At 72.6% G+C, this 24,712-nt stretch carries 24 protein-coding genes and 1 tRNA gene; 16 read left to right on the top strand and 9 right to left on the bottom strand.

The genetic code is table 11. From position 1 onward, the window contains the following. Positions 1-49: 49 nt before the first annotated feature. The 3 genes from EDD54_RS09810 to EDD54_RS09820 form a co-directional block, all read right to left on the bottom strand. Positions 50-940, bottom strand: a complete 891-nt coding sequence (locus EDD54_RS09810; RefSeq protein WP_245515716.1) for a DMT family transporter — start codon at positions 938-940, stop codon at positions 50-52. A gap of 75 nt (positions 941-1,015) precedes the next feature. Then, a complete protein-coding gene (locus EDD54_RS09815) occupies positions 1,016-1,936 on the bottom strand; it encodes a DMT family transporter (RefSeq protein ID WP_126540996.1) in 921 nt (306 codons plus the stop codon). A gap of 82 nt (positions 1,937-2,018) precedes the next feature. Next, the gene (locus EDD54_RS09820) at positions 2,019-3,923 is read right to left on the bottom strand and encodes a GGDEF domain-containing protein (protein ID WP_126540997.1); all 1,905 of its coding nucleotides are present in this window, start codon (positions 3,921-3,923) and stop codon (positions 2,019-2,021) included. Positions 3,924-4,045: 122 nt separating this feature from the next. On the opposite strand from EDD54_RS09820, the gene EDD54_RS09825 reads away from it, so the two are divergent. From EDD54_RS09825 to EDD54_RS09835, 3 genes are all read left to right on the top strand, one after another. Then, the gene (locus tag EDD54_RS09825) at positions 4,046-4,360 is read left to right on the top strand and encodes a hypothetical protein (RefSeq protein WP_126540998.1); all 315 of its coding nucleotides are present in this window, start codon (positions 4,046-4,048) and stop codon (positions 4,358-4,360) included. A gap of 187 nt (positions 4,361-4,547) precedes the next feature. After that, positions 4,548-5,843, top strand: coding sequence for an adenylosuccinate synthase (locus EDD54_RS09830; protein WP_126540999.1), 1,296 nt, complete (start codon positions 4,548-4,550; stop codon positions 5,841-5,843). A gap of 40 nt (positions 5,844-5,883) precedes the next feature. Continuing rightward, positions 5,884-8,178, top strand: coding sequence for a hypothetical protein (locus tag EDD54_RS09835; protein WP_126541000.1), 2,295 nt, complete (start codon positions 5,884-5,886; stop codon positions 8,176-8,178). Positions 8,179-8,254: 76 nt separating this feature from the next. Here EDD54_RS09835 and EDD54_RS09840 read toward each other — a convergent pair whose 3' ends face one another. After that, a complete protein-coding gene (locus tag EDD54_RS09840; RefSeq protein WP_126541001.1) occupies positions 8,255-8,602 on the bottom strand; it encodes a DUF6476 family protein in 348 nt (115 codons plus the stop codon). 98 nt (positions 8,603-8,700) lie between these two features. On the opposite strand from EDD54_RS09840, the gene EDD54_RS09845 reads away from it, so the two are divergent. From EDD54_RS09845 to EDD54_RS09860, 4 genes are all read left to right on the top strand, one after another. Then, positions 8,701-9,744: an RluA family pseudouridine synthase gene (locus EDD54_RS09845; RefSeq protein ID WP_126541002.1), complete on the top strand. Its 1,044-nt coding sequence runs from the start codon at positions 8,701-8,703 to the stop codon at positions 9,742-9,744. A 120-nt stretch (positions 9,745-9,864) separates the two neighbouring features. Continuing rightward, positions 9,865-10,773, top strand: a complete 909-nt coding sequence (gene rpoH / locus EDD54_RS09850; protein WP_126541003.1) for an RNA polymerase sigma factor RpoH — start codon at positions 9,865-9,867, stop codon at positions 10,771-10,773. Positions 10,774-11,123: 350 nt separating this feature from the next. Continuing rightward, positions 11,124-11,705 (top strand): redoxin domain-containing protein, encoded by a 582-nt coding sequence (locus EDD54_RS09855; protein ID WP_126541004.1) that lies wholly within the window; start codon positions 11,124-11,126, stop codon positions 11,703-11,705. A gap of 283 nt (positions 11,706-11,988) precedes the next feature. Beyond that, positions 11,989-12,064, top strand: a tRNA-Glu gene (locus tag EDD54_RS09860). 404 nt (positions 12,065-12,468) lie between these two features. On the opposite strand, the gene EDD54_RS09865 is transcribed toward EDD54_RS09860, so the two are convergent. The 3 genes from EDD54_RS09865 to EDD54_RS09875 form a co-directional block, all read right to left on the bottom strand. Continuing rightward, positions 12,469-13,794, bottom strand: a complete 1,326-nt coding sequence (locus EDD54_RS09865; protein ID WP_126541005.1) for a TRAP transporter large permease — start codon at positions 13,792-13,794, stop codon at positions 12,469-12,471. Between the two features lie 4 nt (positions 13,795-13,798). Then, complete coding sequence (locus EDD54_RS09870) at positions 13,799-14,446, bottom strand: TRAP transporter small permease (protein WP_126541006.1); 648 nt, start codon at positions 14,444-14,446, stop codon at positions 13,799-13,801. Positions 14,447-14,719: 273 nt separating this feature from the next. Continuing rightward, positions 14,720-15,733, bottom strand: coding sequence for a TRAP transporter substrate-binding protein (locus EDD54_RS09875; RefSeq protein ID WP_126541007.1), 1,014 nt, complete (start codon positions 15,731-15,733; stop codon positions 14,720-14,722). 156 nt (positions 15,734-15,889) lie between these two features. On the opposite strand from EDD54_RS09875, the gene EDD54_RS09880 reads away from it, so the two are divergent. From EDD54_RS09880 to otnI, 4 genes are all read left to right on the top strand, one after another. Next, positions 15,890-17,893: a PAS domain S-box protein gene (locus EDD54_RS09880; protein ID WP_208112175.1), complete on the top strand. Its 2,004-nt coding sequence runs from the start codon at positions 15,890-15,892 to the stop codon at positions 17,891-17,893. Next, positions 17,890-18,519: a response regulator transcription factor gene (locus EDD54_RS09885; protein ID WP_126541008.1), complete on the top strand. Its 630-nt coding sequence runs from the start codon at positions 17,890-17,892 to the stop codon at positions 18,517-18,519. The genes EDD54_RS09880 and EDD54_RS09885 overlap by 4 nt, the downstream gene beginning before the upstream one ends. A gap of 39 nt (positions 18,520-18,558) precedes the next feature. Continuing rightward, a complete protein-coding gene (locus EDD54_RS09890) occupies positions 18,559-18,954 on the top strand; it encodes a (R)-mandelonitrile lyase (RefSeq protein ID WP_126541009.1) in 396 nt (131 codons plus the stop codon). Positions 18,955-19,060: 106 nt separating this feature from the next. Next, positions 19,061-19,834 (top strand): 2-oxo-tetronate isomerase, encoded by a 774-nt coding sequence (gene otnI, locus EDD54_RS09895; RefSeq protein ID WP_126541010.1) that lies wholly within the window; start codon positions 19,061-19,063, stop codon positions 19,832-19,834. Positions 19,835-19,847: 13 nt separating this feature from the next. Here otnI and EDD54_RS09900 read toward each other — a convergent pair whose 3' ends face one another. After that, positions 19,848-20,480, bottom strand: coding sequence for a LysE/ArgO family amino acid transporter (locus EDD54_RS09900; RefSeq protein WP_126541011.1), 633 nt, complete (start codon positions 20,478-20,480; stop codon positions 19,848-19,850). A 73-nt stretch (positions 20,481-20,553) separates the two neighbouring features. Between EDD54_RS09900 and EDD54_RS09905 the strand changes: the two genes are divergently transcribed. Genes EDD54_RS09905 through EDD54_RS09915 form a run of 3 tightly spaced genes read left to right on the top strand, consistent with a single transcriptional unit; the run spans position 20,554 to position 22,399 of the window. Further along, the gene (locus EDD54_RS09905; RefSeq protein ID WP_126541012.1) at positions 20,554-21,492 is read left to right on the top strand and encodes an ArgP/LysG family DNA-binding transcriptional regulator; all 939 of its coding nucleotides are present in this window, start codon (positions 20,554-20,556) and stop codon (positions 21,490-21,492) included. A gap of 35 nt (positions 21,493-21,527) precedes the next feature. After that, complete coding sequence (locus tag EDD54_RS09910; protein WP_126541013.1) at positions 21,528-21,950, top strand: YeeE/YedE family protein; 423 nt, start codon at positions 21,528-21,530, stop codon at positions 21,948-21,950. Positions 21,951-21,961: 11 nt separating this feature from the next. Further along, complete coding sequence (locus tag EDD54_RS09915; protein WP_126541014.1) at positions 21,962-22,399, top strand: DUF6691 family protein; 438 nt, start codon at positions 21,962-21,964, stop codon at positions 22,397-22,399. A gap of 41 nt (positions 22,400-22,440) precedes the next feature. Here EDD54_RS09915 and dapB read toward each other — a convergent pair whose 3' ends face one another. After that, positions 22,441-23,238: a 4-hydroxy-tetrahydrodipicolinate reductase gene (dapB, locus tag EDD54_RS09920; RefSeq protein ID WP_126541015.1), complete on the bottom strand. Its 798-nt coding sequence runs from the start codon at positions 23,236-23,238 to the stop codon at positions 22,441-22,443. 148 nt (positions 23,239-23,386) lie between these two features. Here dapB and EDD54_RS09925 point away from each other — a divergent pair, with 148 nt between their 5' ends. Both EDD54_RS09925 and EDD54_RS09930 read left to right on the top strand, forming a co-directional pair. Then, positions 23,387-23,956, top strand: a complete 570-nt coding sequence (locus EDD54_RS09925; RefSeq protein WP_245515717.1) for a sigma-70 family RNA polymerase sigma factor — start codon at positions 23,387-23,389, stop codon at positions 23,954-23,956. Further along, positions 23,953-24,708, top strand: a complete 756-nt coding sequence (locus EDD54_RS09930; RefSeq protein ID WP_126541017.1) for an anti-sigma factor — start codon at positions 23,953-23,955, stop codon at positions 24,706-24,708. Before EDD54_RS09925 ends, EDD54_RS09930 begins: the two co-directional genes overlap by 4 nt. The last annotated feature ends 4 nt before the right edge of the window (positions 24,709-24,712 follow it).

The raw sequence follows: 24,712 nt of genomic DNA on the forward strand, positions 1-24,712 counted from the left end.
ATGTGAAATCGCACGGCCGGGGTGGGCGACCACCCCGGCCTTCGTCGTTTCAGCTCCTGCCCGTCAGCTTCCGCCAGAGCCGGCCGTCGATGGCGGCGAGGCCGGCCATGATCAGCAGCATGCCGGCCCAGTGCCGCGGCTCCAGCCGTTCGCCGAGCACGGCGACGCCGAGCAGGATGGCGCTGACCGGCACCAGGAAGGTGACCAGCATGACGTTGGAGCCGGCGAGCGTCAGGATCCTGAAGAAGATCACGTAGGCGAGGGCGGTCGCGGCGAGCGCCAGGAACAGCACGGCGGCGACGACGTCCGGGCCGGGCATCGGCAGTGCCAGCGGGTCCTCGAAGATCAGTGCCAGCGGGGCGACCACCACGGTCGCCATGGTGAGCTGGCCGGTGGCGGTGACCAGCGGCGGCCGGCCGCGGAAGCGGCGCGCCCACAACGTCGAGAAGGCGTAGGACACCGTGGCGCCGAGGCAGGCGAGTTCGGCGGCGAGGTGCTCGCCGAGGCCGGCGAGGGCGCCGGCGCCGATCAGCACCGCGACGCCGACGAAGCCGAAGGCGACGCCGACGGCCTTGGGGGCGGTGATCTTCTCGTCGGTGGTCGCGGCATGCATCACCAGCACGGTCGCGATCGGCGTCATGGCGTTGAGGATCGAGGCGAGCCCGGCGCCGATGGTGCGGGTGCCGAAGAAGATCAGCGCGAAGGGCACAACGTTGTTGAGGAGGCCCATCACCGCGAAGTCGCGCAGGCTGCGGGCGTCGAGCGGCAGCCGGCGGCCGGTGGCGGCGAGCACGAGGTTGAGCGCGACCGCGGCCAGCAGCACGCGCACGAACACCAGCGTGAACGGCGGAATCGACGGCGCGGCGATCCGGGCGGTGAGGAAGGATCCGCCCCAGAGCAGCGAGAGCAGGATCAGCAGCAGCCAGGCGGTACGGGACACGGACGATCTCCAGCGGTCGGCGCGACCGGTAGGTGCGACGGCGGCGGCGGGCGCGCCACCCGATATCCGCGCCGGTCAGCCGGCGCGCGGACGGCCGACCCGCTCGGCGAACAGGATGCCGCCGAGCACCAGCGCCAGCGCCGCGGCGTGATAGGCGTGGAACGCCTCGCCGAGCACGACGACCGCGAGCACCGAGGCGAACACCGGGATCAGGTTGACGAAGACGCCGGCACGGCCGGGGCCGATCAACTCGACCCCGCGCACGAAGAAGATCTGGCTCAGCACCGACGGGAAGACGGCGCAGTAGGCGACGGTCGCCCAGCCGATCGCCGAGGGGGCGTGGAAGGCGCCGAGCGCGATCTCGGCGCCGAGCAGCGGCAGCGAGGTGACGAAGGCGGCGATCGAGAGGCCGGCGAAGAAGGACAGTCCCGCCACCGCCGGCCGGTCGGGCAGCAGCACCGTGTAGACGGCGTAGACCACGCAGGCGCCGACCATCAGCACGTCGCCGACGTTGAAGTCGAGCCCGGCGAGGGTGGCGAGGTCGCCCTTGGCGGCGAGCACGGCGACGCCGACCAGCGTCGCGACCATGCCGATCACCTGCGCCGGCCGCGCCGGCGTTCCCCGCCACAGGAAGGCGAGCACGAAGACGAGGCCGGGGATGCCGCCCTGGATGATGCCGATGTTGACCGCCGCGGTGTAGTGGGCGGCGACATAGTAGAAGGCGTTGAAGGCGGTGAAGCCGAGCGTGCCCATCAGCGCGACGTAGGGCAGCCGGTGGCGCAGCACCGGCCAGTCGCGCCGGAGCGCGCCGCGCGCGATCACCGGCAGCAGGACCATGACGCCGAGCCAGCGCAGCGCCGTCAGCGCCATCGGCGACACCTCGCCGACCGCGATCCGGCTGGCGATCACGTTGCCCGCCCAGAACAGGCTGGCGCCGGCGAGCACGACATAGGGGTTGTCGTAGAGGCGGCGGGCGAGTCGGGGGGGCAGGGTCATGGCGTCTCCGCGGAAGGCGCCCTTGATAGCGGCCTGGCGGCCGAACGGCCACCGCGAATCCGGCCCCGTCCGACCGAAGCCGTCAGGCCGCGGCGGCATCCGCGGCGGGGGTCGCGACGCGGATGCGGTCGCGGCCGGCGGCCTTGGCGTCGTAGAGCGCGGCGTCCGCGGCGCGCAGCAGGGCGTCGACGCCGCGGCAGTCGCCGGCGCCGCAGGCGACGGCGCCGATGCTGATGGTGACGCGGCCGAGCGGCGAGCCCTCGTGGGGGATCGCGGGGGTGCCGACCGACCGGGCGAGCGCCTCGCAGAGGCGCCGGGCGGCGTCGGCATCGGTGTCCGGCATGAGCACGGCGAACTCCTCGCCGCCGTAGCGGGCGACGAGATGCCCCTTCGGAACGGCGCCGCGCAGGCGGGCCGCCACGGTGCCGAGGCAGGCGTCGCCGGCCTGATGGCCGTAGCCGTCGTTGTAGAGCTTGAACCAGTCGACGTCGATCATGGCGAGGGCGAACGGGCGGCCGTCGGAGCGCGCCGCCGTCCAGGCCGCCTCCATCGAAACGTCGAGCTGGCGGCGGTTGGCGAGGCCGGTGAGCGGATCGGTGGTGCTGAGTTGGACGAGGCGCAGGTTGATCGCCTCGAGATCCTCGGTGCGCGCGCGGACGCGGTCTTCCAACTGCTCGCGGGCGTCGTCGACGCGGCGCGTCATGTCGGCGAAGGCCTCGGCGAGCGTGCCGATCTCGTCGCCGCTCGGCGGCGGCAGCGTCGCCCGGTCGAACCGCCCGCCGCCGCGGCCGAGGCTCTGCGCCGCGCGCACCAGACGGGCCAGCGGTCGCGCCACCTGATCCTGCAGGATCGAGCGCAGCAGGAACACCTCGACCACCAGCGTGGCGAGGCCGAGCAGCACGACGATCATCAGGTTGCGCAGGATCGCGGGCGCCATCAGCGCCTTGGGATAGTGGATCGCGAGCGCCCAGGGCGTGCCGGGGATGTGGCCGACCGCCACGATCTCGTCGGCCGTCGTCACGATCGCGACGCCGCCGGTGGTCGTCAGGGCGGCGGTCAGCACCGGATAGCGGTCCGCGAGGCCGAGCGAGCGGATCGACGCCTGCCCGGCGCTGCCGGTGATGGCGGCGGTGTGCGCGGCGTCGAAGACGAGGGTGCCCTCGGCGTCGCGGGTGAAGATCGTGCTGTAGGAGCCGTGCAGGGTCGGCTCGGCGGTGCGCTGCATCAGGTCGAACAGCGGCATGTCCACGCTGGCGAGGATCGTCCATCGTCCGTCGGCGGCACGACCGCCCGGCGTCGCGATCGTCGTCATCCACGACCGGTTCGAATAATCGTAGTAGATCTTCGTGAAGATCGTGGCGTCTTCGGTGGCGGTGAAGCCGCGCGTATAGAACTCGTAATCGTCGAGGTCGAGTTTGTCCGGGCCGGAATAGGTGAAGACCTTCGAGATGTCGACCGATTGGTGGATCGGGAAGCCCTTCTCCGGTACGACGCCGTAGAAGTTGAACACGCGGTCGCCGAGCGCGGAGCCGTATTTCTCCGACAACAGGAAGGCGAGCGCGAAGCGCGCCTTGACGTCCCGGTCGGGCGGGGTGTCGGGCGCGTAGGTCGCCGACATCTGCGGAAAACGGCGGCCGTCGGCGAGCGGTTCGCCCTCGAAGATGCCGGGGCGCTGCACGTAGGAGCCGTCGTCGCGGCGTACGAAGAAGCGGTCGAAGTCGGCGGCGAGGGCGTCGTCGGCGCCGGGTTCGGCGCGGCGGCGCTCGAATTCCCGCAGGAAGTTGTGCTCGAGGTCGCGGATCTCGACGAAGGGCAGGGATTCCCGCTGAAGCTTCTGTTCGGTCGTGAGCAGAAGTTGCTCGCGCACCGATTCGTCGATCGCACTGCGATTGTAGAAATAGGAGATCGCGCCGGCACAGATCGACACGACGGCGATCCTGAAGATCGCCTGCGTCAGCGCCTTGGTGACGATCGATGGTCTCGCCATGGGCGCCCCGTTCTGCCTTCGTGTTTCCCGTGTATACCGTTTCGCTTTCGGATCCGTTACGATGTGGTGGAAATTCGTCCGGACCGGCCGGGAGCTGCGGTCGACAACAGGGGCAGGGGATCATGGTCGCGAGGGGATCGGCGAGCGTCGTGCTGGCCGCGGTGGTGCTGGCGGAGGCTTGCGTGGCGGCGTCGGCGGCGCTGCCGCCGTGGTACCAGCGGGCGCGGGAGTTCGAGGCCGTGGTTTCGGCCGTCGCCGACATCAGCGCCCCCGACGTGATCGAGAAGGTGGAGTACGTCGAGATCGACCTCTACCGCGTCACCTACGGCCATTGCGCCGTGGCGGCCTGGATCCGCGACGTGCCGGCGCCGGAGGGCCAGTCGGCGATGGTGGGGCCGCGTCAGTTCAAGGTGGAGCTCGGCACGCCGAAGTGCTGAGCCGCCGGCGCCGGTCAGACCAAGTGAGGCATGCGCTCGTGCTTGGATTGGTCGGCCGGGACGACTATAGTCCGGCCAGCCCCGATGCCCCCGGCATCGGGGTTTTCCGTGCGGACGGCTCCCCCCGAACAGAGAAGCGCCGCCGCCGGACGTGGTTCAGGCAGAGAAGAACGGGACCGGTCGGCCGATGGCGAACGTAGTCGTGGTGGGCTCCCAGTGGGGAGACGAAGGCAAGGGCAAGATCGTCGACTGGCTGTCCGAGCGGGCCGACGTCGTCGTCCGATTCCAGGGCGGCCACAACGCCGGCCACACGCTCGTCATCGACGGGGTGTCCTACAAGCTGTCGCTGCTGCCCTCGGGCGTGGTGCGTCCCGGCAAGCTGTCGGTGATCGGCAACGGCGTCGTCGTCGACCCGCACGCCTTCAAGCGCGAGGTCACGCGGATCGCCGAACAGGGCGTCACCGTCGGCCCGGACCGCCTGCGCATCGCCGAGAACGCCAGCCTGATCCTGTCGCTGCACCGCGAACTCGACGAACTGCGCGAGAATTCCGCCGCGGCCGGCACCAAGATCGGCACCACGAAGCGCGGCATCGGCCCGGCCTACGAGGACAAGGTCGGCCGCCGCGCCATCCGCGTCATGGACCTCGCCGACCGCGACGTGCTGACCCAGCGCATCGAGCGCCTGCTCGCCCACCACAATCCGCTCCGCCGCGGCCTCGGCCAGCCGGAGATCACGGTCGAGGCGATCCGCGAGGAGCTGCTCGAGGTCGCCGACTTCATCCTGCCCTACATGGACACGGTGTGGCGTCTGCTCGACGAGAAGCGCCGCGGCGGCGCGCGCATCCTGTTCGAGGGCGCCCAAGGGGCGCTGCTCGACAACGACCACGGCACCTACCCCTACGTCACCTCGTCGAACACCACGGCCGGTCAGGCCGCGACCGGCTCGGGCCTCGGGCCGGGTGCGCTCGACTACGTGCTCGGCATCACCAAGGCTTACACCACCCGCGTCGGCGAGGGCCCGTTCCCGACCGAGCTGACCGATTCCGTCGGCGACTTCCTCGGCACCCGCGGCCACGAGTTCGGCACCGTCACCGGGCGCAAGCGCCGCTGCGGCTGGTTCGACGCCGTGCTGGTGCGCCAGACCGTGCGCTGCTCGGGCATCGACGGCATCGCGCTGACCAAGCTCGACGTGCTCGACGGCCTCGACGAGATCAAGATCTGCGTCGCCTACGAGCTCGACGGCCGCACGATCGACTACCTCCCGGCCAGCCAGGAGGCCCAGGCCAAGGTGGTGCCGGTCTACGAGACGATCGAGGGCTGGAGCGGGTCCACCGCCGGGGCGCGTTCGTGGGCCGACCTGCCGGCGCAGGCGATCAAGTACGTCCGCCTCGTCGAGGAACTGATCGGCGCGCCGGTGGCGCTGCTGTCGACCAGCCCGGACCGGCTGGACACGATTCTTGTCCAGGACCCGTTTCAGGATTAACGGTTGAGGCGCCCGGAATCCGCAGGAGAGACGCTGTTCGATGGCCGACTACTACCCGGTACTGAAGCGCGCGATCTCCTCGCTTCCCTCCAGTTCCGGAGAGGCGAGACGGGCGGTCTACGAGAAGGCGCGTCAGGCCCTCGTCCGGCAATTGCAGTCCTATGATCCCCCGCTGAGTCCGGGGGACATCACGACGCAGCGTCTCCAGCTCGAGGAATCGATCCGGCGGGTCGAGGCGGAGGTCGCCGGCGCGGCCTTCGGCCTCGGTGCTCAGGAACACGCGCCGCCGACGCCCGCGCCGCCGCCGCGGGCGGCACCGGCGGCCGCCACGCCGGCCGCGGCCGAACCGGTGCGTGCCGAGGCCGCAGCCGAGAAGCCGGCCCAGGACAAGCCCGCCGCCGCGGTCGCCGACAAGCCGGCCGCCGCGCCCGAGGCGGCGCCCGCCGCCGCCCGGCCCGCGCCGGAGAAGGCGCCGGCGCCGAAGCCCGAGCCGCCCGCCGCCGCCAAGCCGGCCCCGGCCAAGCCGGACGCCAACCAGCCGGCATCCGAAAAGGCGGCCGCCGAGAAGCCGGCCGCGCCCGCGCCCGCCAAGCCCGCCGCCGACAAGCCGGCGCCCGCCGTCGCCGCGCCGGGCCCGCAGGCCGCTGGCGAGACCACGCCGAAGCCGGCCGCCAAGAAGGTCGAGCCCGCCCCGGTGCGCGCCGAGCCCGCCGGCAAGAAGGCCGAGCCGGCGAAGCCGGCCGGTCCGGCGCCGCAGAAGGTCGCGCCGAAGCCGCAGGCGAATCAGCCCGCCGCGGAGGCGCCCGCGGCCGGCGAGCCGCGGATCGGCGCCGGCGTCGACGCTCTCGCCAAGACGCTGCGTCAGGCCGAGGCGCTCGGCGGCGCCAGTGCCAACGCCGTCCGCCACGCCCGCGACGCCATCGAGGACACCGAGCTCGAGCCGCGGCTGCCGGTGGCCGAGCCGGACAAGATCGAGCCCGGCTTCGCCGGCGCCGAACCGCGCCGCCCGGTCGTGCCGCCGCCGCCGCTCGAGGCGCCGATCGAGCCGCCGGTGCGCCGTCGCCGCCCGCTCGACGAGGCGCCGGCCGACGCGGCCGAGCCGATGTCGGCGCCCGACGGCGACCGTCGCAAGCGCATGGTGATCGCCGCCGTGGTCGCGCTGCTGCTGGTGGCCGGCGGCGCCGCGGCCTACGCGATCAGCCAGGTCGGCATCGGCCCGCTGCTCGGCGAGCGCGACACCCGTTCCGGCGCCGACGTCGCCGCGGTGCAGCCGTCCGACCAGGGCGGCGAGGCGCTGGAGCCCAAGATCCCGGACCGTCTGCCGCAGAACGGCGAGCCGATGCCGGCCGCGCCGGACGCCAAGGCCGTCGCCACCGAGCGCGTCACCGCGGTCGAGGCCGAGCCCGGCACGCCGCCGCCGCCCGCGGCGCCGGCCGAGCCCGCGAGCCCGCCCGCCGCCACCGCGCCGACCACGGACGTCGCCGCCACCGAGCCGGTGCAGACCCCGCCCGCCGCCACCGCGCCCGCCGCGACGCCGCCGCCGGCGGAGCCGGCGACGCCCACCACGACCGAGCCCGTCGCCACCGAGCCCGTCGCACCGCCGCCGGCCGACACCGCCGGCACGCCGCCGCCCGGCGTCGACGTGCCGCCGCCGGCGTTCGCGCCACCCGAGGGCACCACCACCACGACCGAGCCGGTCACGCCCGCGGCCCCCGCGCCGACGGGCACGGACACCGCCGCGCCGGCCCCGACCACCACGACGCCGGCCCCGGCCGCGAACCAGCCGGTGGTGCTGGTCGCCCAGCGCGCCATCCTCTACGAGGAGCCGATCCCCGGTTCGGACGGCGCCCGCGTTGAGGGGCAGGTGCTGTGGACGCTGGTCGACGAGCCGGTGCTGCCCGGCGAGGCGCCGGTGCCGCAGATCCGCGCCACCGTCGAGGTGCCGGACCGCAAGATCAAGCTGGTGCTGTCGATCCGCCGCAACACCGATCAGGCGCTGCCGGCGAGCCACATCGCCGAGATGCGCTTCGACCTGCCGTCCGACTTCCCCGGCCGCGGCATCGACACCACTCCGGGCCTGATCCTGAAGCAGACCGAGGACGCCCGCGGCGACCCGCTGATCGGCGCCGTCGCGAAGGTGTCGGACAACCTGTTCTGGCTCGCGCTGTCCGGCGCCGATCAGGACGCGGTCCGCAACGTCGCGCTGCTCAAGGAGCGCGAGTGGATCGACGTGCCGATCCGCTACCTCAACCGCCGCCGTGCCATCCTCACCTTCGAGAAGGGCACGCCGGGCGGCGAGGTGTTCCAGCGCGCACTGGCGGCCTGGGGGCTCTGATCCCGGCCGCCCGCGTCGCGCGGGCGGCCGCGCTTGCCCCGCCGCCGGCCCTTTGCGGGCGACGGGGTCCGCCGTCTCAGCGGGCGATCAGCACCGTGCGGCCGACGAGGCGGCCGGTCGAGAGTTCGTAGACCTGGATCGCACGGCCGTCGGCACCGTCGAGGGTGACGGCGACACGGTCGCCGTCGACGTCGCTGGCGACCATGGTGGCCCCGGCCGGCAGTTCGATCGTGGCGGTCCAGGTGGCGCCCTTCGACGGCTGCAGGTGCATCACCCGCCAGACCACGGCGAACAGCACCGCGAGCACGCCGATCGCGAGCGTGCCGCCCGAGACCAGGATCAGCCGGCGCAGGCGCTGCTGGATGCGCTCCACCGCCGGGTCGAGCGGCTCGTCGTCGTCCTTGTCGTCGAAGCGGTCGGCCATGGGGCATCCTCGGGGTCGTTGCGCCGGATCGTCGCCGCGTTTATCCAACAGGCCCGCGTTTGTCGACGGCGGGACCGACGAACCAGCGGAAACACGTGATGGCCGACCCCCTCGATCTCGACGACGACGACGCGCCCGCCGGCGCGGCGACCACCGTGACGGTGCCGCCGGAGGCCCCGCGCCAACGCCTCGACAAGCTGCTGGCCGAGGCGGTCGCCGAACTCAGCCGCTCGCGCCTCAAGGCGCTGATCGAGGAGGGCCGGGTGACCGTCGACGGCGCCGTGGTCGACGATCCCGGCCGCAAGGTCGGTCCCGGGCAGGTGCTGACGGTCGACGTGCCGCCGGCCGAGGATCCCGAGCCGAAGGGCGAGGACATCCCGCTCGAGGTCGTCCACGAGGACGACGACCTGATCGTGATCGACAAGCCGGCCGGCCTCGTCGTCCATCCGGCCGCCGGCAACTGGACCGGCACCCTCGTCAACGCGCTGATCCACCATTGCGGCGACAGCCTGTCCGGCATCGGCGGCGTGCGCCGGCCGGGCATCGTGCACCGGCTCGACAAGGACACCACCGGGCTGATGGTGGTCGCCAAGACCGACCAGGCCCACAAGGCGCTCTCCGCCCAGTTCGCCGACCACGGGCGCACCGGGCCGCTCGAGCGCGGCTATCTCGCGCTGGTCTGGGGCAGCCCGGAGCCGTTCCGCGGCACCATCGACGCCCCGCTCGGCCGCTCAACCACCGACCGCACCCGGATCGCGGTGGTGAAGCACGGCGGCAAGGAGGCCGTGACGCACTACGAGGTGGTCGAGCGCTTCCCCGCGCGCGCCGGCCGCGACGCCATCGCCTCGCTGGTGGAATGCCACCTCGAGACCGGGCGAACACACCAGATCCGCGTCCACATGGCCGCGGCCGGGCATCCGTTGATCGGCGACCAGGACTACGGCCGCCATTTCCTCACCAAGGCCAACCGGCTGCCCGAACCGCTCGCCGACATGGTCCGCAACTTCCCCCGTCAGGCGCTTCACGCCTTCTTGATCGCGTTCGAGCACCCCGGCAGTGACGAGATATTGCGGTTCGAAAGCGAACTTCCACAAGATATGGAAGAGCTTGTCGACGCTTTCCGTGCTCTCGGAACCGTGTGATCGGGGGCCGTGTTTCCGGCGCGATCGTGACTATATTGGGGGACCGGCGCGCCGCGGAGGCGGGCGCCGCCCGGTCCGCCGTACGAGACGGGGACCGCAACGACCTGGAGGGGTGCGACCATGGCCCAACCGTCCCTGCCCGTGCTCGCCGCCGGTGAAGGCGGCCTCAGCCGGTACCTGGAAGAGATCCGGCGGTTTCCGATGCTGGAGCCGCAGGAAGAATACATGCTCGCGAAGCGCTATCTCGAATATGGCGATCGCGACGCCGCCCACAAGCTGGTCACCTCGCATCTGCGTCTCGTGGCGAAGATCGCCATGGGCTATCGCGGCTACGGCCTGCCGATCGGCGAGGTGATCTCGGAGGGCAACGTCGGCCTGATGCAGGCCGTCAAGCGTTTCGAGCCCGAGAAGGGCTTCCGCCTCGCCACCTACGCGATGTGGTGGATCAAGGCCGCGATCCAGGAGTACATCCTGCGCTCGTGGTCGTTGGTGAAGATGGGCACGACGGCCAGCCAGAAGCGGCTGTTCTTCAACCTTCGCAAGGTCAAGGGCCAGATCCAGGCCCTCGAGGAGGGCGACCTCAAGCCCGATCAGGTCACCCAGATCGCCACCAAGCTCGGCGTCAGCGAGGACGACGTCGTCTCGATGAACCGCCGGCTGTCCGGCGACAGTTCGCTGAACGCCCCGATCCGCGCCGACGCGGACGGCGGCGAGTGGCAGGACTGGCTCGTCGACGACCGCGACGATCCCGAGACCGTCCTCGCCGAGACCGAGGAACTCGACCAGCGCAAGGCGCTGCTGAAGCGCGCCATCGGCGTGCTGAACGAGCGCGAGCGCCGCATCTTCGAGGCGCGCCGCCTCGCCGAGGATCCGATCACGCTGGAGGAGCTCTCCACCGAGTTCGGCGTCAGCCGCGAGCGCGTCCGCCAGATCGAGGTGCGCGCCTTCGAGAAGGTGCAGGACGCCGTCCGTCGGATGGCCGACGACGCCGGCCGCGGCCGGCTGCAGGCGGTGCAGCCGACCGCTTGAGGCACCGCGTCGCCGAGACGACGACATCGGAAGAGGGCGGGCGGCCGGCGGGTCGTCCGCCCTTTTTTCGTCCGCCGGCGCACGTTGCCGTGATCCGGCCCGGTCCGCCCGATCACGGGCCGACCGCGACGGCGCCGTCGCCGGCGGGCCTTCCGTGAGCACGATTTCCCGAGGGGCCGCGGCGGGGCGGAGCCGTGATCGCGGCGCGCTCGCGCGACCGTGTGGCACGCGCGTTCGGACGGGCGGGAGTGCTCAGCGAATCGTGATGACGGGCGTTCTTAAACTGTGATGGACTAGGGTCCAGTTTCCGGCGTGAACATCCTGCCGTTCATGGAGAGGTCGATTTCACGATGTCCGAGTTCGCGCGTCTCAAGCCCGGGGAGCCCGTACCGCCGTTGCTGGTGGATACGGTCGGCGGACCGTGCTGGCGCCTCTGCGACCAGAAGCCGAAGAACTTCGTGCTGGTGCTGTTCTATCGCGGGCTGCACTGCCCCTTCTGCATGCACCAGTTGAAGGAGCTCGAAGCCAAGTACGAGGATTTCCGGCGCCGCGGCGTGCGGGTCCTCGCCGTATCGGCCGACACCCGCGAGCGCGCCGAGCGCACTGCCGTGGAGTGGGGCATCGAGGAGCTGACGCTCTGCTACGGCCTCACGATCGATCAGGCCAAGGCCTGGGGGCTCTATCTCTCGCGCGGTCGCGGAATGTCCTCGCGCGGCCTCGAGGAGCCGGAGTTCTTCGTCGAGCCGGCGATGTTCCTCGTGCGCCCGAACGGCACGCTGTTCGGCGGTGAGGTTCAGACCATGCCCTTCGCCCGTCCCCATCTCGACGACGTCCTGTTCGGCATCGACTACATCCTCACCAACGGCGTCGCCCCGCGCGGCGAACACGACGGCCGCCCGGCCGTCGCACCGACCGCCGCGGCCGCCGAATAGGCACTCGGTGCCGCGGCACGCGAGTCGCGCGCCGCGGCGCACCATGCCCGAATCGCGGCGCCTCGAGCGCCGCGCGGCCGACCGCCCGAGGCGCCGCCGAGTCCGCCCGGCGCGCGCCCCCAGGCCAACCGCCCGCGTTGCATCCTCGAAAACCCCGGGCCCCCGCCGCGTTCCGGCCACCGACCGATGCGCCCCGCGGCGATGTCACGGCACCGTCTCATTTTCCGCTTGCGCCCGTCCGGCGGCGAGGCTATATCCCCGCCCACGCAATCACCGCGCCGACGCTCCCTTCGTCTAGCGGTCTAGGACGTCGCCCTCTCACGGCGAAAACAGGGGTTCGAGTCCCCTAGGGAGCGCCATCTTATCGGCCGGCATGCTGATTTTTCACGGCTTTTCGGTCTTTTCCCAAACCTCCGTGCGCGAGGTTCGGGCGACCCTGTTGCTCGCTGCCCCGTGAACTCGCCGCCGGTCGTCCCGCCCGCCGACACGGCCGGGACCGCTCTTCGTCCTGTTCTTTCCCTCATGCCTTTCCCGTCGCGGCGATCCCGTCCGAGGGCTCGACGATCCTCGCGAGGGCTGCACCGTGGCCGACCGCGGGCACCACTCCTCCGCCCGGCGGGAACCGGATCCAAGTCCGCCCGAATGGCGAAAAGGCTCCCGGCCGGGTGGTCGGGAGCCTTTCCGCTTCGCGCGGTGCGGAGGCTGGCGATGGCGCCTCGGCGGCTGGACACCGGCGCGCGGCGGGGGCCGCGCGCGGGGCGTCTCACATCATGCCGAGCAGGCGCGGCAGGAACAGCGAGATCTCCGGCACGTAGGTGACGAGCAGCAGGAAGCCGAGCATCGTCATCAGCCAGGGCATCACCGCCACCGTCAGCTCCGTGATGCCCATGCGGGTGATGCCGGAGGCGACGTAGAGGTTGAGGCCGACCGGCGGGTGGCACATGCCGACCTCCATGTTGACCACGATCATGATGCCGAAGTGCACCGGGTCGATGCCGAGCTTGACCGCCACCGGGAACAGGATCGGCGCCATGATCAGGACGATCGACGACGGCTCCATGAAGTTGCCGGCGGCGAGCAGGATGATGTTCACCGCGATCAGGAACATCCACCAGGACAGGCCCGAGGAGACCATCCAGTCGCCGAGCGCCTGCGGGATGCCCTCGTGGGTCATCAGGAAGGAGAACAGCACGGCGTTGGTGATGATGTAGAGCAGCATCGCCGAGACGTTCGCCGAGGCGAGCAGCACGTTCGGGATGTCGGACAGCTTCAGGTCCTTGTAGACGAACACCGCGATGACGAAGGCGTAAACCGCGCTCATCGCCGCCGCCTCGGTCGGCGTGAAGGCGCCCGTGTAGATGCCGCCGATCACGATCACGATCAGGGCGAGGCCCCAGAAGGCCTTGCGGAAGGACGTCCAGCGCTCGGCCCACGAGGCGCGCGGCATCCGCGGATAGCCGTTCTTCCACGCGCGGTACCAGGTGGTGGCACCGAGCAGGGTGGCGAGCATCAGGCCCGGGATCACGCCGGCCATGAAGAGCTGGCCGACCGAGGCGGCCGAGACGACCTGCCCGTCCGGACCGGTCACCGTCATGCCCGAGGTCGCGACCGCGTACATCACCATCACGATCGACGGCGGGATCAGGATGCCGAGCGCGCCCGAGGTGGTGATGACGCCGGCGCCGAAGCGCGGTGGGAAGCCCTGCTTGACCATGGCCGGCAGCAGGATGGCGCCGATCGCCACCACGGTGGCGGGGGAGGAGCCGGACACCGCCGCGAACAGCGCGCAGGCGATGACGCCGGCGAGGCCGAGGCCGCCGTGCCAATGCCCGACCATCGACGTCGCGAAGTTGATCATGCGGCGGGCGACGCCGCCGTGCGTCAGGAAGTTGCCGGCGAGGATGAAGAACGGGATCGCCATGATCTCGAACTTCTCGATGCCGGTGAACAGCTTGAGCGCCACCGTGTCGATCGGCACGGCGGTCATGGTGAAGAGGAAGACCAGCACCGTCAGGCCGAGCGCGATCGAGATCGGCATGCCGGTGAGCATGAGGGCGACGAGACCGCCGAAGATGAGCGAGGCGTTCATGGGATCAGTCGTCCTTCGGCGTCAGCGGGCTGTGGGTGACGGCGTAGCCGACCGGATCCTCGTCGACGCCGTCGACGTGGCCGTGGTCGTGGTGCGGCAGTTCGCCGGTGCGCAGGAAGGCGGCGGCGACCTGGAGGAAGCGGAAGCACATCAGATAGGAGCCGAGCGGGATCGCGAGGTAGACGATCCACATCGGCAGGCCGAGGTCGGGCGAGATGGCGTCGGTGTGGGCCATGTGCCAGACGAAGTTGGCGCCGAGGCTGCCGATGATGCCGGTGAAGAGGGCGCCGGCGCAAAGGCCGAACAGGATGAACAGGCGACGCTTCGGCGTGTCGAGCTTGTTGATCACGACGTCGATGCCGACGTGGACGCCGGTGCGCACGCCGTAGGCAGCGCCGAACTTCGCCATCCAGACGAACAGGATGATGCAGAGTTCCTGCGCCCAGATCAGGTTGACGGAACGCAGGCCGAAATAGGCCGACTTGGCGCCGTCGGACAGCCAGGGCATGCCGGCCGAACGGCCGTAGGCGACGACGTCGGCGATCATGCCGAGCGAATAGCGGTGGACCACCGAGGCGAAGATGATCGTCGTCGCCGCCGCGATCAGCGTGGCGATGAGGACCTCCTCGAGGCGGTCGAGAAGCCGGAGCATGGCGGGCCTCGACGGTTGGGAGGGGCGGGGGAGGGGAACGAGCGACGCCGGCTCGTCGGAGCCCGTCGCCGGAACATCGTCGGTCGGTGCGGCGGAGGTCGACCATCCGCGTCGCCCTGCGCCAGGCGGCCGGACCGGGCGACGCCTTGCGCGGGTGTGGGCCGGACGACGCGGATGGCCGGCCGCCGCCGCGCGCCGAACGGGCGCGGGTCTTTCGGCCGGGTCCGGAGGGCGCGCCGGCCGGAGCCGACGCACCCTCGCAGGACCGGTTCGTCAGCCGCCGTTGGCGGCGGCCTGGATCTTCGCGATCAGGTCGGCGCCGATACGCTCGGCCGATTCCTCGTAGACCGGCTTCATGGCGTCGACCCAGGCCTGACGCTCTTCCGCCGTCAGCTCGATGAACTCGGTCTTGCCGCTGTCGATCATCGCCTTCAGGGCGGCCTCGTTCTCGGCCCGGGCGATGCCGTTGCCGTATTCGGTGGCCTCCTTCAGCGCCTTCTCGAGCTCGCCGCGGACGTCGGCCGGCAGGTCGTCCCAGAACTTCTTGTTCACGATCACCGCATAGCCGAGATAGCCGTGGTTGGAGATCGTGGCGTTCTTCTGCACTTCGTGCATCTTCTGGGTGAACATGTTCGACGGCGGGTTCTCGGTGCCGTCGACGACGCCGGTCTGCAGCGCCTGATAGACCTCGGAGAAGGCCATCACCTGCGGCACCGCGCCGAGGGCGTTCATCTCTGCCTCGAGCACCTTGGACGACTGGATGCGCATCTTCAGGCCGAGGAAGTCGTCGGGCGTGTGCAGCGGCGAATTGGCGCTCATCACCTTGAAGCCGTTGTCCCAGTAGGCGAGACCGGTGATGCCCTTGGCCTCGAGCAGCTTCAGCATCTCCGCGCCGGCTTCGCCGTAGGTGACCTTGTGGAGCGCGTCGTAATCCTTGAACAGGAACGGCAGGTCGAACACCTCGAACTGCTTGATGCCGAGCGGGCCGAACTTGGCGAGCGAAGGCGCCAGCATCTGCACGGCGCCGAGCTGGAGCGCTTCGAGCTCTTCCTTGTCCTTGTAGAGCTGCGAGTTCGGGTAGACCTCGACCTTGACCTTGCCGTCCGTGTACTTCTCGGCAAGCTCCTTGAACTTGTCGGCGGCCTTGCCCTTCGGCGTGTTCGGCGCCACCACGTGGCTGAACTTGATGACGATCTCCTCGGCGGAGGCGGCGGCTGCACCGAGGGCGGTGAACAGCGCCAGCATGCCGGCGGAGACGAGGGACGTCGCGGTACGACGGGAAATCATGGGGTTTCCTCCGAAACGGCCGGGCGCTCCTCCGCGCCGGCGTGGAGGAACTACTAGTGTCGCCGTGCCCGCTGCCGCTATTGTGGATTTCCGAAGCCCGGGGAGAGGCGGAGGCGGACGGGCCGGTCCCGTCCGGCAGGGAGGAGCCCGGACACCTTGATTGGCGAGCGTACGCCGATCATCGACCACGATCTCGAGCCGCTGCCGGCGACGGCGCGCTGGCGCGACACCGTGCTCTCGGCGATGCCGGTGGTGGCGATCCTGCTGCTGATCGCCGTGCTGGCGCTGATCGTCGCCTTCCTCGACGGCGAGGACCGCGAGCGCGCCCGCACCGCCTTGATCTCGGACGCGCTCTGGGTCGAGCAGACGCTGCGCTTCCAGCTCGCTACCGACGAGGATTCCGTCGCCCGCCTCGCCATCGACGTCGCCGCGCCCGAGGCCTCGCCGGCGCGTTTCCGCGAGCGGGCGCGCCTGATCGTCGCCAACAACCCGGAGGTGACCGCGGTCGCTTGGATCGAGGCCGACGGCGACGTCCGCGCCGCGGTGCCGGACCTGGTCGACGCCGGCGCGCTGCCGGCGCGCCTGCCGGACCTCGCCCGCCGCGCCAGCTTCTCGGCCCGGCCGGTCTACGGGGACCTCCGCCGCGGCGAGGGCGGCCAGCTCACGGTCGACCTCGCCGTCGCGGTGCCGGAGGGCGCGGACGGGCGCGGCGCCGTCGTCGCGGTGGTCTCGGTCTCGGGCCTCGTCAAGCGCTACGTGCCGTGGTGGATCGCCGAGCGCTACGCCGTGCGCCTCGTCGACAGTTCGGGCCGCATCCTCACCGAGAAGGCGCGGGTCGAGCCGTCCGACCGCGACGTCGTCCACCGCATCTCGTTCGATCCGCCGCTGCGCGGCACCGAGCTCGCCGTCGCGCCCTACCGCGCCGCCGGCGACCGGGCCGGCTACGCGCTCTACGCCGCCGTCGCCGGCCTGTCGGCGCTGGCGATCCTGTCGCTGGTGCTGCTGCAGCGCCACGTGGCGCGGCGCCGGCTGACCGAGCAGAAGCTCAGGACCGAGACCGCGTTCCGCCGCGCCATGGAGGACAGCCTGACCGTCGGCATGCGGGCGCGCGACCCGAACGGCCGTATCCTCTACGTCAACCCGGCCTTCTGCCGGATGGTCGGCCACCCCGCCGAGGCCCTCGTCGGCCGCGACCCGCCGATGCCCTACTGGCTGCCGGACGAACTCGACGCCACCAGGGCCCGCCACGACGCCCAGATCCACGGCGAACTGAAGCCGACCAGCTGGGAGACCCGGTTCCGTCGCGCCGACGGCAGCGTGTTCGACGCCCTGCTCTACGAGGCGCCGCTGGTCGACGGCGACGGCACCGTGCGTGGCTGGATGGGCTCGATCATCGACATCACCGAGCGCAAGGCGGCCGCCGCCTTCGCCCAGCGTCAGGCCGAGAGCCTGCAGCGCTCGGCCCGTCTGGTCACCCTCGGCGAGATGGCGACCTCGCTCGCCCACGAGCTCAACCAGCCGCTGGCGGCGATTTCGAGCTACGCCGCCGGCTCGCTCAACCTGATCCGCCGCGGCGAGGCCGAGCGCGCCGCCATCGAGGGGGCGCTCGAGAAGCTGTCCGCCCAGGCGCAGCGCGCCGGCGGCATCATCCGCCGCATCCAGGACTTCGTGAAGAAGCGCGAACCGCGCTTCGGCCCGGTCGACCTCGCCGACGTCGTGCGCGAGACGATCGCCTTCGCCTCGATCGACGCCCGCACCGCCGGGCTCCGGATCGACGCGGAGCTGGAGCCGGACCTGCCGCCGGTCAGGGCCGACCGCATCCTGGTCGAGCAGGTGCTGCTCAACCTCGTGCGCAACGGCGCCGAGGCGATGGCGGCGGTGCCGGCGGACCGTCGGGTGCTCACCGTCACGCTGGCGCGGGATGGCGCCGAGGTCGCGCTCGAGGTCGCCGACCGCGGCCCCGGCATCGACCCGGCGGTCGCCGACCGCCTGTTCGACGCCTTCGTCTCCACCAAGGCCGACGGCATGGGCATCGGCCTCAACATCTGCCGCACCATCGTGGAACTGCACCGCGGCCGGCTGCAGCACCGGCCGCGCCCGGGTGGCGGCACGGTGTTCACCGTCGCCCTGCCGGTTCTCGTCGAGGACGTCGCCGCATGACCGATCGAGAGCCCGCCCCGCCGCCCGGCGCGATCGTCCACGTCGTCGACGACGACCCGGCCATCCGCGACAGCCTCGTCTTCCTGTTCGCCTCGCGCGCGATCGCCACGCGGGCCTGGGCCGGCGGCGAGGAGTTCCTGGCGGGCGGCCCGGCCGCGGGTTGCGCCTGCGTAGTGCTCGACATCCGCCTCGGCGGCATCTCCGGCCTCGAGACCTTCGAACGGCTGCGTGCCGCGGGCAGCCGCTTGCCCGTGTTGTTCCTCACCGGTCACGCCGACGTGCCGATCGCGGTCGAGGCGCTGAAGAAGGGCGCCTTCGACTTCATCGAGAAGCCCTTCGACGACAACGCCCTGGTCGACCGCGCGGTCGAGGCGCTGCACAGCGCCGCGGCCGCGTCCTCGGTGGTGCAGCGGCGCGAGAGCATCGAGCAGATGCTCGCCGGCCTGACGCTGCGCGAACGCGAGGTGCTCGACCATCTCGTCCGCGGCGAGCTCAACAAGCAGATCGCCGACACGCTCGGGGTGTCGATGCGCACGGTCGAGGTCCACCGCGCCCGCGTTTTCGAGAAGATGGGCGTGCGCAACGCGGTGGAGCTGGCTACGCTGCTCGCCGCGTTCCGGAACTGAACCCCGCCCGAGACGGAAATCGCGAGGAGACCCAAGGCCATGGAAATCGTGCGTGCGGGCAGCCGGCCGTCCACGGAGGGGCCGGCGGCCTGGTTCACCGGGCGGGTCAGGATCGATCCGCTGTTCCCCGCCACCGCGCCGGCGCGGGCCGCGGGCAACACCGTCACCTTCGAGCCCGGCGCCCGCACCGCCTGGCACACCCATCCGCTCGGGCAGGTCCTGATCGTCGTCTCCGGCTGCGGCCGGGTGCAGCGCGCGGGTGGGCCGGTCGAGGAGATCCGCCCCGGCGACGTCGTCTGGTTCCCGCCCGGCGAGAAGCACTGGCACGGCGCCGCGCCGACCACGGCGATGACCCACGTGGCGGTCCAGGAGAGCCTCGACGGCCGTGCCGTCGACTGGCTGGAGCACGTCACGGACGCCGAATACGGCGGCTGACGCCGCGCTCGCGAAGGTCGGCCCTCCGGCTGCGGCGCCGCGCTCGGTATCCCAGCGGCACGGCCGCGGCTATGGTCGCCGCCACGATCCGCCGCCGGAGCCGCCGATGCCCGCCTTCGCCGCCAATCTCTCGACGCTCTTCACCGACCGGCCGTTCCTCGACCGCTTCGCCGCGGCGGCCGACGCCGGCTTTCGCGCCGTCGAGTTCCTGTTCCCCTACGACCATCCGCCCGAGGCGATCGCCGAGCGGCTCGCCCGCCACGGCCTCGTCCAGGTGCTGTTCAACCTGCCGCCGGGCGACTGGGCCGCCGGCGAGCGCGGCCTCGCCGCCGTGCCCGGCCGCTTCGACGACGTCGCCGCCGGGCTCGAGCGGGCGTTGCCCTACGTCGCGGCCACCGGCGTCGGCCGGGTCCACCTGATGGCCGGGATCGGCGAGCGGAGCGACCCGGCGGCGGTGTCGGCCTACCGCCGGTCGGTCGAGCACGTCGCCACGCGGCTCGGCGAACGCGGCGTCGACCTCCTCCTGGAGCCGATCAACCGGCGCAACATGCCGGGCTATTTCCTCGACGACTACGGCCACGCCGTCGCGCTGATCCGCGACCTCGGCCTTCCCAACCTCAAGCTCCAGTTCGACGTCTACCACCGCCAGATCCTGCATGGCGACGTCGCCATGGCGCTCCGCGCGCTGCTGCCGATCACCGGCCACGTCCAGGTCGCCGGCGTGCCCGCCCGCAACGAGCCGGACGACGGCGAGCTCGACCATCGCTTCCTGTTCGCCGAACTCGACCGGCTCGGCTACGCCGGCCACGTCGGCTGCGAGTACAACCCGCGCGGCCACACCGTGGACGGCCTCGGCTGGTTCGCGCCCTACCGGCGCTGACGCGGGGATCGGTTCATCCGCCGGGACCGAAGGCGGCGGCGAGCAGCGAGGCGGCGAGCGCCAGCATCACCGTGCCGACCACCGCGTCGAGCACGCGCCAGGCGGCGGGCCGGGCGAACAGCGGCCCGGCGAGGCGGGCGCCGTAGCCGAGCGCGGTGAACCAGGCGAAGCTCGCGGCGGCCGCGCCGATCACGAAGGCGGGCCGGTCCGGCGCCGCCTGCGCCGAGCCGGCGGCACCCATCAGGAGCACGGTGTCGAGATAGACGTGCGGGTTGAGGAAGGTGAAGCCGGCGGTCGCCGCCAGCGCGGCGCCGAGCGAGCCGCCGCCGTCGGCGGCTGACACCGTCGCACCCGCCGGCCGCGCCATCCGGCGGAAGGCGGCGATGCCGTGCCAGCCGAGGAAGCCCGCGCCGGCGAGGGCGAGCAGCAGCGTCAGCTGCGGCAGCGCGGCGAGCGCCGCCCCCGCGCCGCCGACGCCGAGGACGATCAGCGTCGCGTCGGCGAGGCCGCAGAACAGCACGATCGGGCCGACGTGTTCGCGCCGGAGGCCCTGGCGCAGGACGAACAGGTTCTGCGCACCGATCGCCACGATCAGGGCGGCGGAGAGCGCGAAACCGGCGAGGAAGGGGGCGAGGGTGAACGTCATGGCGCTTCCATGCCGTGTGCCGTCGGCGAAGTCGAACTTGTTCTCCTCACTTGGATGAAGCAGAACTTCATTCATGATCGACTATCCCGCCGCCGCCGCCGTCGCCGCCGTGATCCGCGAGGGCAGTTTCGAGCGCGCCGCCGCGGCGCTCGCCATCACGCCCTCGGCGGTGTCGCAGCGCGTCCGCGGCCTCGAGGAGCGCCTCGGCGCCATCCTGGTGGTGCGCGGCCAGCCCTGCCGGGCGACCGAGCTCGGCCGCGCCCTGGTCGGCCATCTCGACCGCGTCCGCCTGATGGAAGCCGACCTCGCGCCCGCGCTCGGCGCCCGCGCCGCCGGCGAGGCGCCGCCGACGCTCAGGGTCGCGGTCAATGCCGACAGCCTCGCGACCTGGTTCCCCGCGGCCGCCGCCGCCTTCGGGCGTGCCGCGGCGGCGACGCTCGACCTGACGCTCGACGACGAGGGCCACACCGCCGAGCGGCTGCGCGGCGGCGAGGTGGTCGCCGCGGTCACCGCCGATGCCGGGCCGGTGCCGGGCTGCCGTACGCTGCCGCTCGGCACGCTGCGCTACGCCGCCTGCGCCGCCCCGGACTTCGCCGCCCGCCACTTCCCCGCCGGCGCCACCGCCGAGGCGATGGCGTCGGCGCCGCAGCTGCGGTTCGACCGCCGCGACGATCTCCAGGCGCGCTGGGCCGCCGCCGCCGTCGGCGTGGCGCCGACCGGTCCGGTGCACTGGGTGCCCTCCACCCACGCCTTCCTCGACCTCGCGCTCGCCGGCCTCGCCTGGGGCATGCAGCCGGCTGCGCTCGCCGCGCCGCATCTCGCCGCCGGCCGCCTCGTCGACATCGCGCCCGGCCGCTCGCTCGACGTCGATCTGCACTGGACCGTCGCGCGCCTCCCGGCGGCCTCGCTGCGGGCGCTCACCGCGGCCGTCACGACGGCGGCGCGGCGCGCGCTGATGCCGCCGGGCGGCGGGGGCGCGGATGCGGTTGCCGGCCGGCGCGAACGACCCTAGTCATGGGCGTCCTCAAGTCCGTGCCGGAGCCGCGGTTGTCCGATTTCACCCCCGTCTCGTCCCTCCTCGGCGGTATGGCGATCGGCCTGTCGGCGGTGCTGCTGCTCGCCGCCGAGGGCCGGATCGCCGGCGTCAGCGGGATCGTCTCGCGCCTGCTGCCGCCCTGGCCGGCGGCGGCGCGCGCCTGTCGGATAGCGTTCGTCGCCGGGCTCCTCGCCGCGCCATTGGTCTGGTGGCTCGCGACCGGCGCGCCGCCGGCGCAGACGGTGTCGGGCGACCTCGCGGTGATGGCGCTCGCCGGGCTCGCGGTCGGGATCGGCACGGTGGTCGGTTCGGGCTGCACCAGCGGCCACGGCGTCTGCGGGCTGGCGCTGCTGTCGCCGCGCTCGCTGGTGGCGACGCCCGTGTTCATGGCCGTCGCGGTCGCGACTGTCTTCCTCGTCCGCCATCTCGCGTGAGGGGCCGGCAGATGCGCGCGCTCGCCGCCTTCGCCGCCGGCCTCCTGTTCGGCCTCGGCCTCTGCCTCTCCGGCATGGCCGACCCGGCCAAGGTGCTGGCCTTCCTCGACGTTTCCGATGACTTCGACCCGAGCCTCGCCTTCGTGATGGCCGGGGCGATCGCGGTGGCGCTGCCGGGCTTCCGGCTGGTGCGCCGGCGCGGCCGGCCGCTGTTCGACGACGGCTTCCACCTGCCGCCGCGCGCCCCCGTCGACGCCCGCCTCGTCGGCGGCGCCGCGCTGTTCGGCGTCGGCTGGGGCCTGTCGGGCTTCTGTCCGGGCCCGGCGATCGTGGCGGTGCCGCTCGGCGCGCCGGGGGCACTGGTGTTCGTCGCCGCCATGCTCGCCGGCTTCGCGATCGCCCGCGCCGCCCCCGCCCGCCGCCGGTCGGAACCGGCGACGGACGGGTAATTCCTCGAGGTGGCGAAGGTGATCGGTTAGTCGGCTTCGGATCAGCCGAGCAGGCCGTCCATGCCGCGGCGAAGGCCGGTCCAGCCGCCGACCTTGCGGGCGGCGAGCAGGGTGCCGCCGACATAGGGCGCCGCGGAACTGCCGGCGTCGTGGCGGATCGTCAGCCGCTCGCCCGGCGCGCCGAACAGCGCCTCGGCCGAGAGCACGAAGCCCGGCAGGCGGACCGAGTGGACGCGGGTGCCGCCGATCTCGGCGCCGTAGGCCTCGCGCGGGCCGCGGACGGCGTCGAGCGGCTTCTGCGTGCCCGGCCGGCGGGCGTCGGCGAGCTTCTCGGCGAGCTCGCGGGCGGTGCCCGACGGCGCGTCCGGCTTGCCCTCGTAGGCGTAGTCGATCACCTCGACGTCGGCGACGTGGCGGGCGGCCTCGAGCGCGAAGCGCAAGAGCAGCGCGGCGGTGACCGAGTAGTTGCCGGCGGCGAAGGCGCCGACGCCGGCGGCGGTGGCGGCGGCGTCGATCTCGGCGTAGTCGTCGGCGGTGAGCCCGGAGGTACCGACGACGACGCGGCGGCCGGCGCCGAGGGCGGCGAGGGCGTGCGCCTTGACGCTGCCCGGATGGGTGTAGTCGATCACCACGTCGGACGGCGCTGTGAGCGCCTCCTCGACGGTCGCGACCACGGTCAGCCCGAGCGCCGCGATGCCCGCGGCGACGCCGGCGTCGACGCCGGCCGCCTTGCGCGAGACGGCGCCGGCGAGCGCGAGATCCGGCGCGGCGGCGATCGCCTTGACCAGTTCGCGGCCGACCCAGCCGGTCGAGCCCGCCACCACGATGCGCGTCGTCATGTCCCGTCCTCCCGAAACCGGCGCGTGCGCCGCTGCGTATAGCCGCGTCGAGCCGGGGTTGCCCGTCCGCCGGCTCCGTACCAGGATGGCGGGCGGGGGTCCATCCCGGGGCGTCGCGCCGGGGTGGGGAGGGGGAGCCGGAGGAACCGTGACAGGAAACGCGATCGTCTCGGCGACGCCCGATCTCGAGGCTCTGATCCGGCGCGTCGCCGCCGGCGACCGCGCCGCCTTCGAGCGGCTCTACGCGGCGGCGTCGGCGAAACTCTTCGGTATCGTGCTCCGTATCTCCCGCGACCGGGCGAGTGCCGAGGACGTGCTACAGGAGACCTTCGTCAGGATCTGGCGATACGCGCCCCGCTACGAGGCGGCGAGTGGCCGTCCGATCACCTGGATGGCGTCGATCGCGCGCAACGCGGCGATCGACGCGGTGCGGCGGCGGCGGGCGCTCGACGCCCGGATCTCGCCGGACGGCGACGAGGACGCGCTCGCCGCGGTGCCCGACGAGACGGCGCTCGCCGTCGACCCGGGCGACCGCGAGGCGCTCCGCACCTGCCTCGGCCGGCTCGAGGCCGAGCAGCGCGACTGCGTGCTGCTGGCCTACCGGGACGGCCTGTCGCGCGAGGAACTGGCGGAGCGCTTCGGCCGCCCCGTCGGCACGATCAAGACCTGGCTGCACCGGGCGCTCGCCCGGCTCAAGGATTGTCTGGAAGCATCATGACGGCGGACGATCGCGACATGGCGGCGGCGGAATACGTGCTCGGCACCCTGCCGGACGCCGAGCGCGCCGCCGCGGCGGCCCGGATCGAGGCCGACCCCGCCTTCGCCCGCGCCGTGCGCGACTGGCAGGACCGTCTTGCCCCGCTCGATGCCGAGGCGGCCGCGGTGACGCCGCCGGACCGGGTCTGGCCGAAGATCCGCGCCGCCGTGGGCGCCGAGGCGGTGGTGCCGCGGGTCGATCCGGCCGACCGGGTCGGCGCGCCGGTCGGGCCGGTCGCCGAGGTGGTCGACCTCGCCGCCCGGGTCCGGCGCTGGCGTGCCACCGCGGTGGTGTTCGGCGCGCTCGCCGCCGGTCTCGCCGCGCTGGCGGTGGTCGACCGGCTGCCGCAGTGGCTCGGCACCCTGCCGGCCGGCGGGCGCTACGTCGCCGTCGTCAACCGCGACGCCTCGCTGCCGGCGCTGATCGTCGACGTCGACACCGGCCGCGGCGTCGTCACGGTCCGCCCGGTCGCCGCCGAACAGCCGGCGGGCCGCAGCCTCGAACTCTGGGTCATCCCGGACGGCGGCAAGCCGCGCTCGCTCGGGCTCGTCGACCCGAAGGCGGCGGTCGTCACCATCTCGGGCGAGAAGGCCGGGCCGATCCCGGCCAAGGGCCTGTTCGCGATCACGGTCGAGCCGCCGGGCGGCTCGCCGACCGGCGAGCCCTCGGGCGCCCCGGTCTACGCCGGTCCGCTGATTCCTGCCGACGAGTGACGCC

The organism is Oharaeibacter diazotrophicus (genome assembly GCF_004362745.1).
Lineage (GTDB): Bacteria > Pseudomonadota > Alphaproteobacteria > Rhizobiales > Pleomorphomonadaceae > Oharaeibacter > Oharaeibacter diazotrophicus.

Excerpts from the sequence above, each read along its gene's own strand:
- EDD54_RS09815 (WP_126540996.1), bottom strand. The coding sequence starts at position 1,936 with ATGACCCTGCCCCCCCGACTCGCCCGCCGCCTCTACGACAACCCCTAT.
- EDD54_RS09820 (WP_126540997.1), bottom strand. The coding sequence starts at position 3,923 with ATGGCGAGACCATCGATCGTCACCAAGGCGCTGACGCAGGCGATCTTC.
- EDD54_RS09825 (WP_126540998.1), top strand. The coding sequence starts at position 4,046 with ATGGTCGCGAGGGGATCGGCGAGCGTCGTGCTGGCCGCGGTGGTGCTG.
- EDD54_RS09830 (WP_126540999.1), top strand. The coding sequence starts at position 4,548 with ATGGCGAACGTAGTCGTGGTGGGCTCCCAGTGGGGAGACGAAGGCAAG.
- EDD54_RS09835 (WP_126541000.1), top strand. The coding sequence starts at position 5,884 with ATGGCCGACTACTACCCGGTACTGAAGCGCGCGATCTCCTCGCTTCCC.
- EDD54_RS09840 (WP_126541001.1), bottom strand. The coding sequence starts at position 8,602 with ATGGCCGACCGCTTCGACGACAAGGACGACGACGAGCCGCTCGACCCG.
- EDD54_RS09845 (WP_126541002.1), top strand. The coding sequence starts at position 8,701 with ATGGCCGACCCCCTCGATCTCGACGACGACGACGCGCCCGCCGGCGCG.
- rpoH (WP_126541003.1), top strand. The coding sequence starts at position 9,865 with ATGGCCCAACCGTCCCTGCCCGTGCTCGCCGCCGGTGAAGGCGGCCTC.
- EDD54_RS09855 (WP_126541004.1), top strand. The coding sequence starts at position 11,124 with ATGTCCGAGTTCGCGCGTCTCAAGCCCGGGGAGCCCGTACCGCCGTTG.
- EDD54_RS09865 (WP_126541005.1), bottom strand. The coding sequence starts at position 13,794 with ATGAACGCCTCGCTCATCTTCGGCGGTCTCGTCGCCCTCATGCTCACC.
- EDD54_RS09870 (WP_126541006.1), bottom strand. The coding sequence starts at position 14,446 with ATGCTCCGGCTTCTCGACCGCCTCGAGGAGGTCCTCATCGCCACGCTG.
- EDD54_RS09875 (WP_126541007.1), bottom strand. The coding sequence starts at position 15,733 with ATGATTTCCCGTCGTACCGCGACGTCCCTCGTCTCCGCCGGCATGCTG.
- EDD54_RS09885 (WP_126541008.1), top strand. The coding sequence starts at position 17,890 with ATGACCGATCGAGAGCCCGCCCCGCCGCCCGGCGCGATCGTCCACGTC.
- EDD54_RS09890 (WP_126541009.1), top strand. The coding sequence starts at position 18,559 with ATGGAAATCGTGCGTGCGGGCAGCCGGCCGTCCACGGAGGGGCCGGCG.
- otnI (WP_126541010.1), top strand. The coding sequence starts at position 19,061 with ATGCCCGCCTTCGCCGCCAATCTCTCGACGCTCTTCACCGACCGGCCG.
- EDD54_RS09900 (WP_126541011.1), bottom strand. The coding sequence starts at position 20,480 with ATGACGTTCACCCTCGCCCCCTTCCTCGCCGGTTTCGCGCTCTCCGCC.
- EDD54_RS09905 (WP_126541012.1), top strand. The coding sequence starts at position 20,554 with ATGATCGACTATCCCGCCGCCGCCGCCGTCGCCGCCGTGATCCGCGAG.
- EDD54_RS09915 (WP_126541014.1), top strand. The coding sequence starts at position 21,962 with ATGCGCGCGCTCGCCGCCTTCGCCGCCGGCCTCCTGTTCGGCCTCGGC.
- dapB (WP_126541015.1), bottom strand. The coding sequence starts at position 23,238 with ATGACGACGCGCATCGTGGTGGCGGGCTCGACCGGCTGGGTCGGCCGC.
- EDD54_RS09930 (WP_126541017.1), top strand. The coding sequence starts at position 23,953 with ATGACGGCGGACGATCGCGACATGGCGGCGGCGGAATACGTGCTCGGC.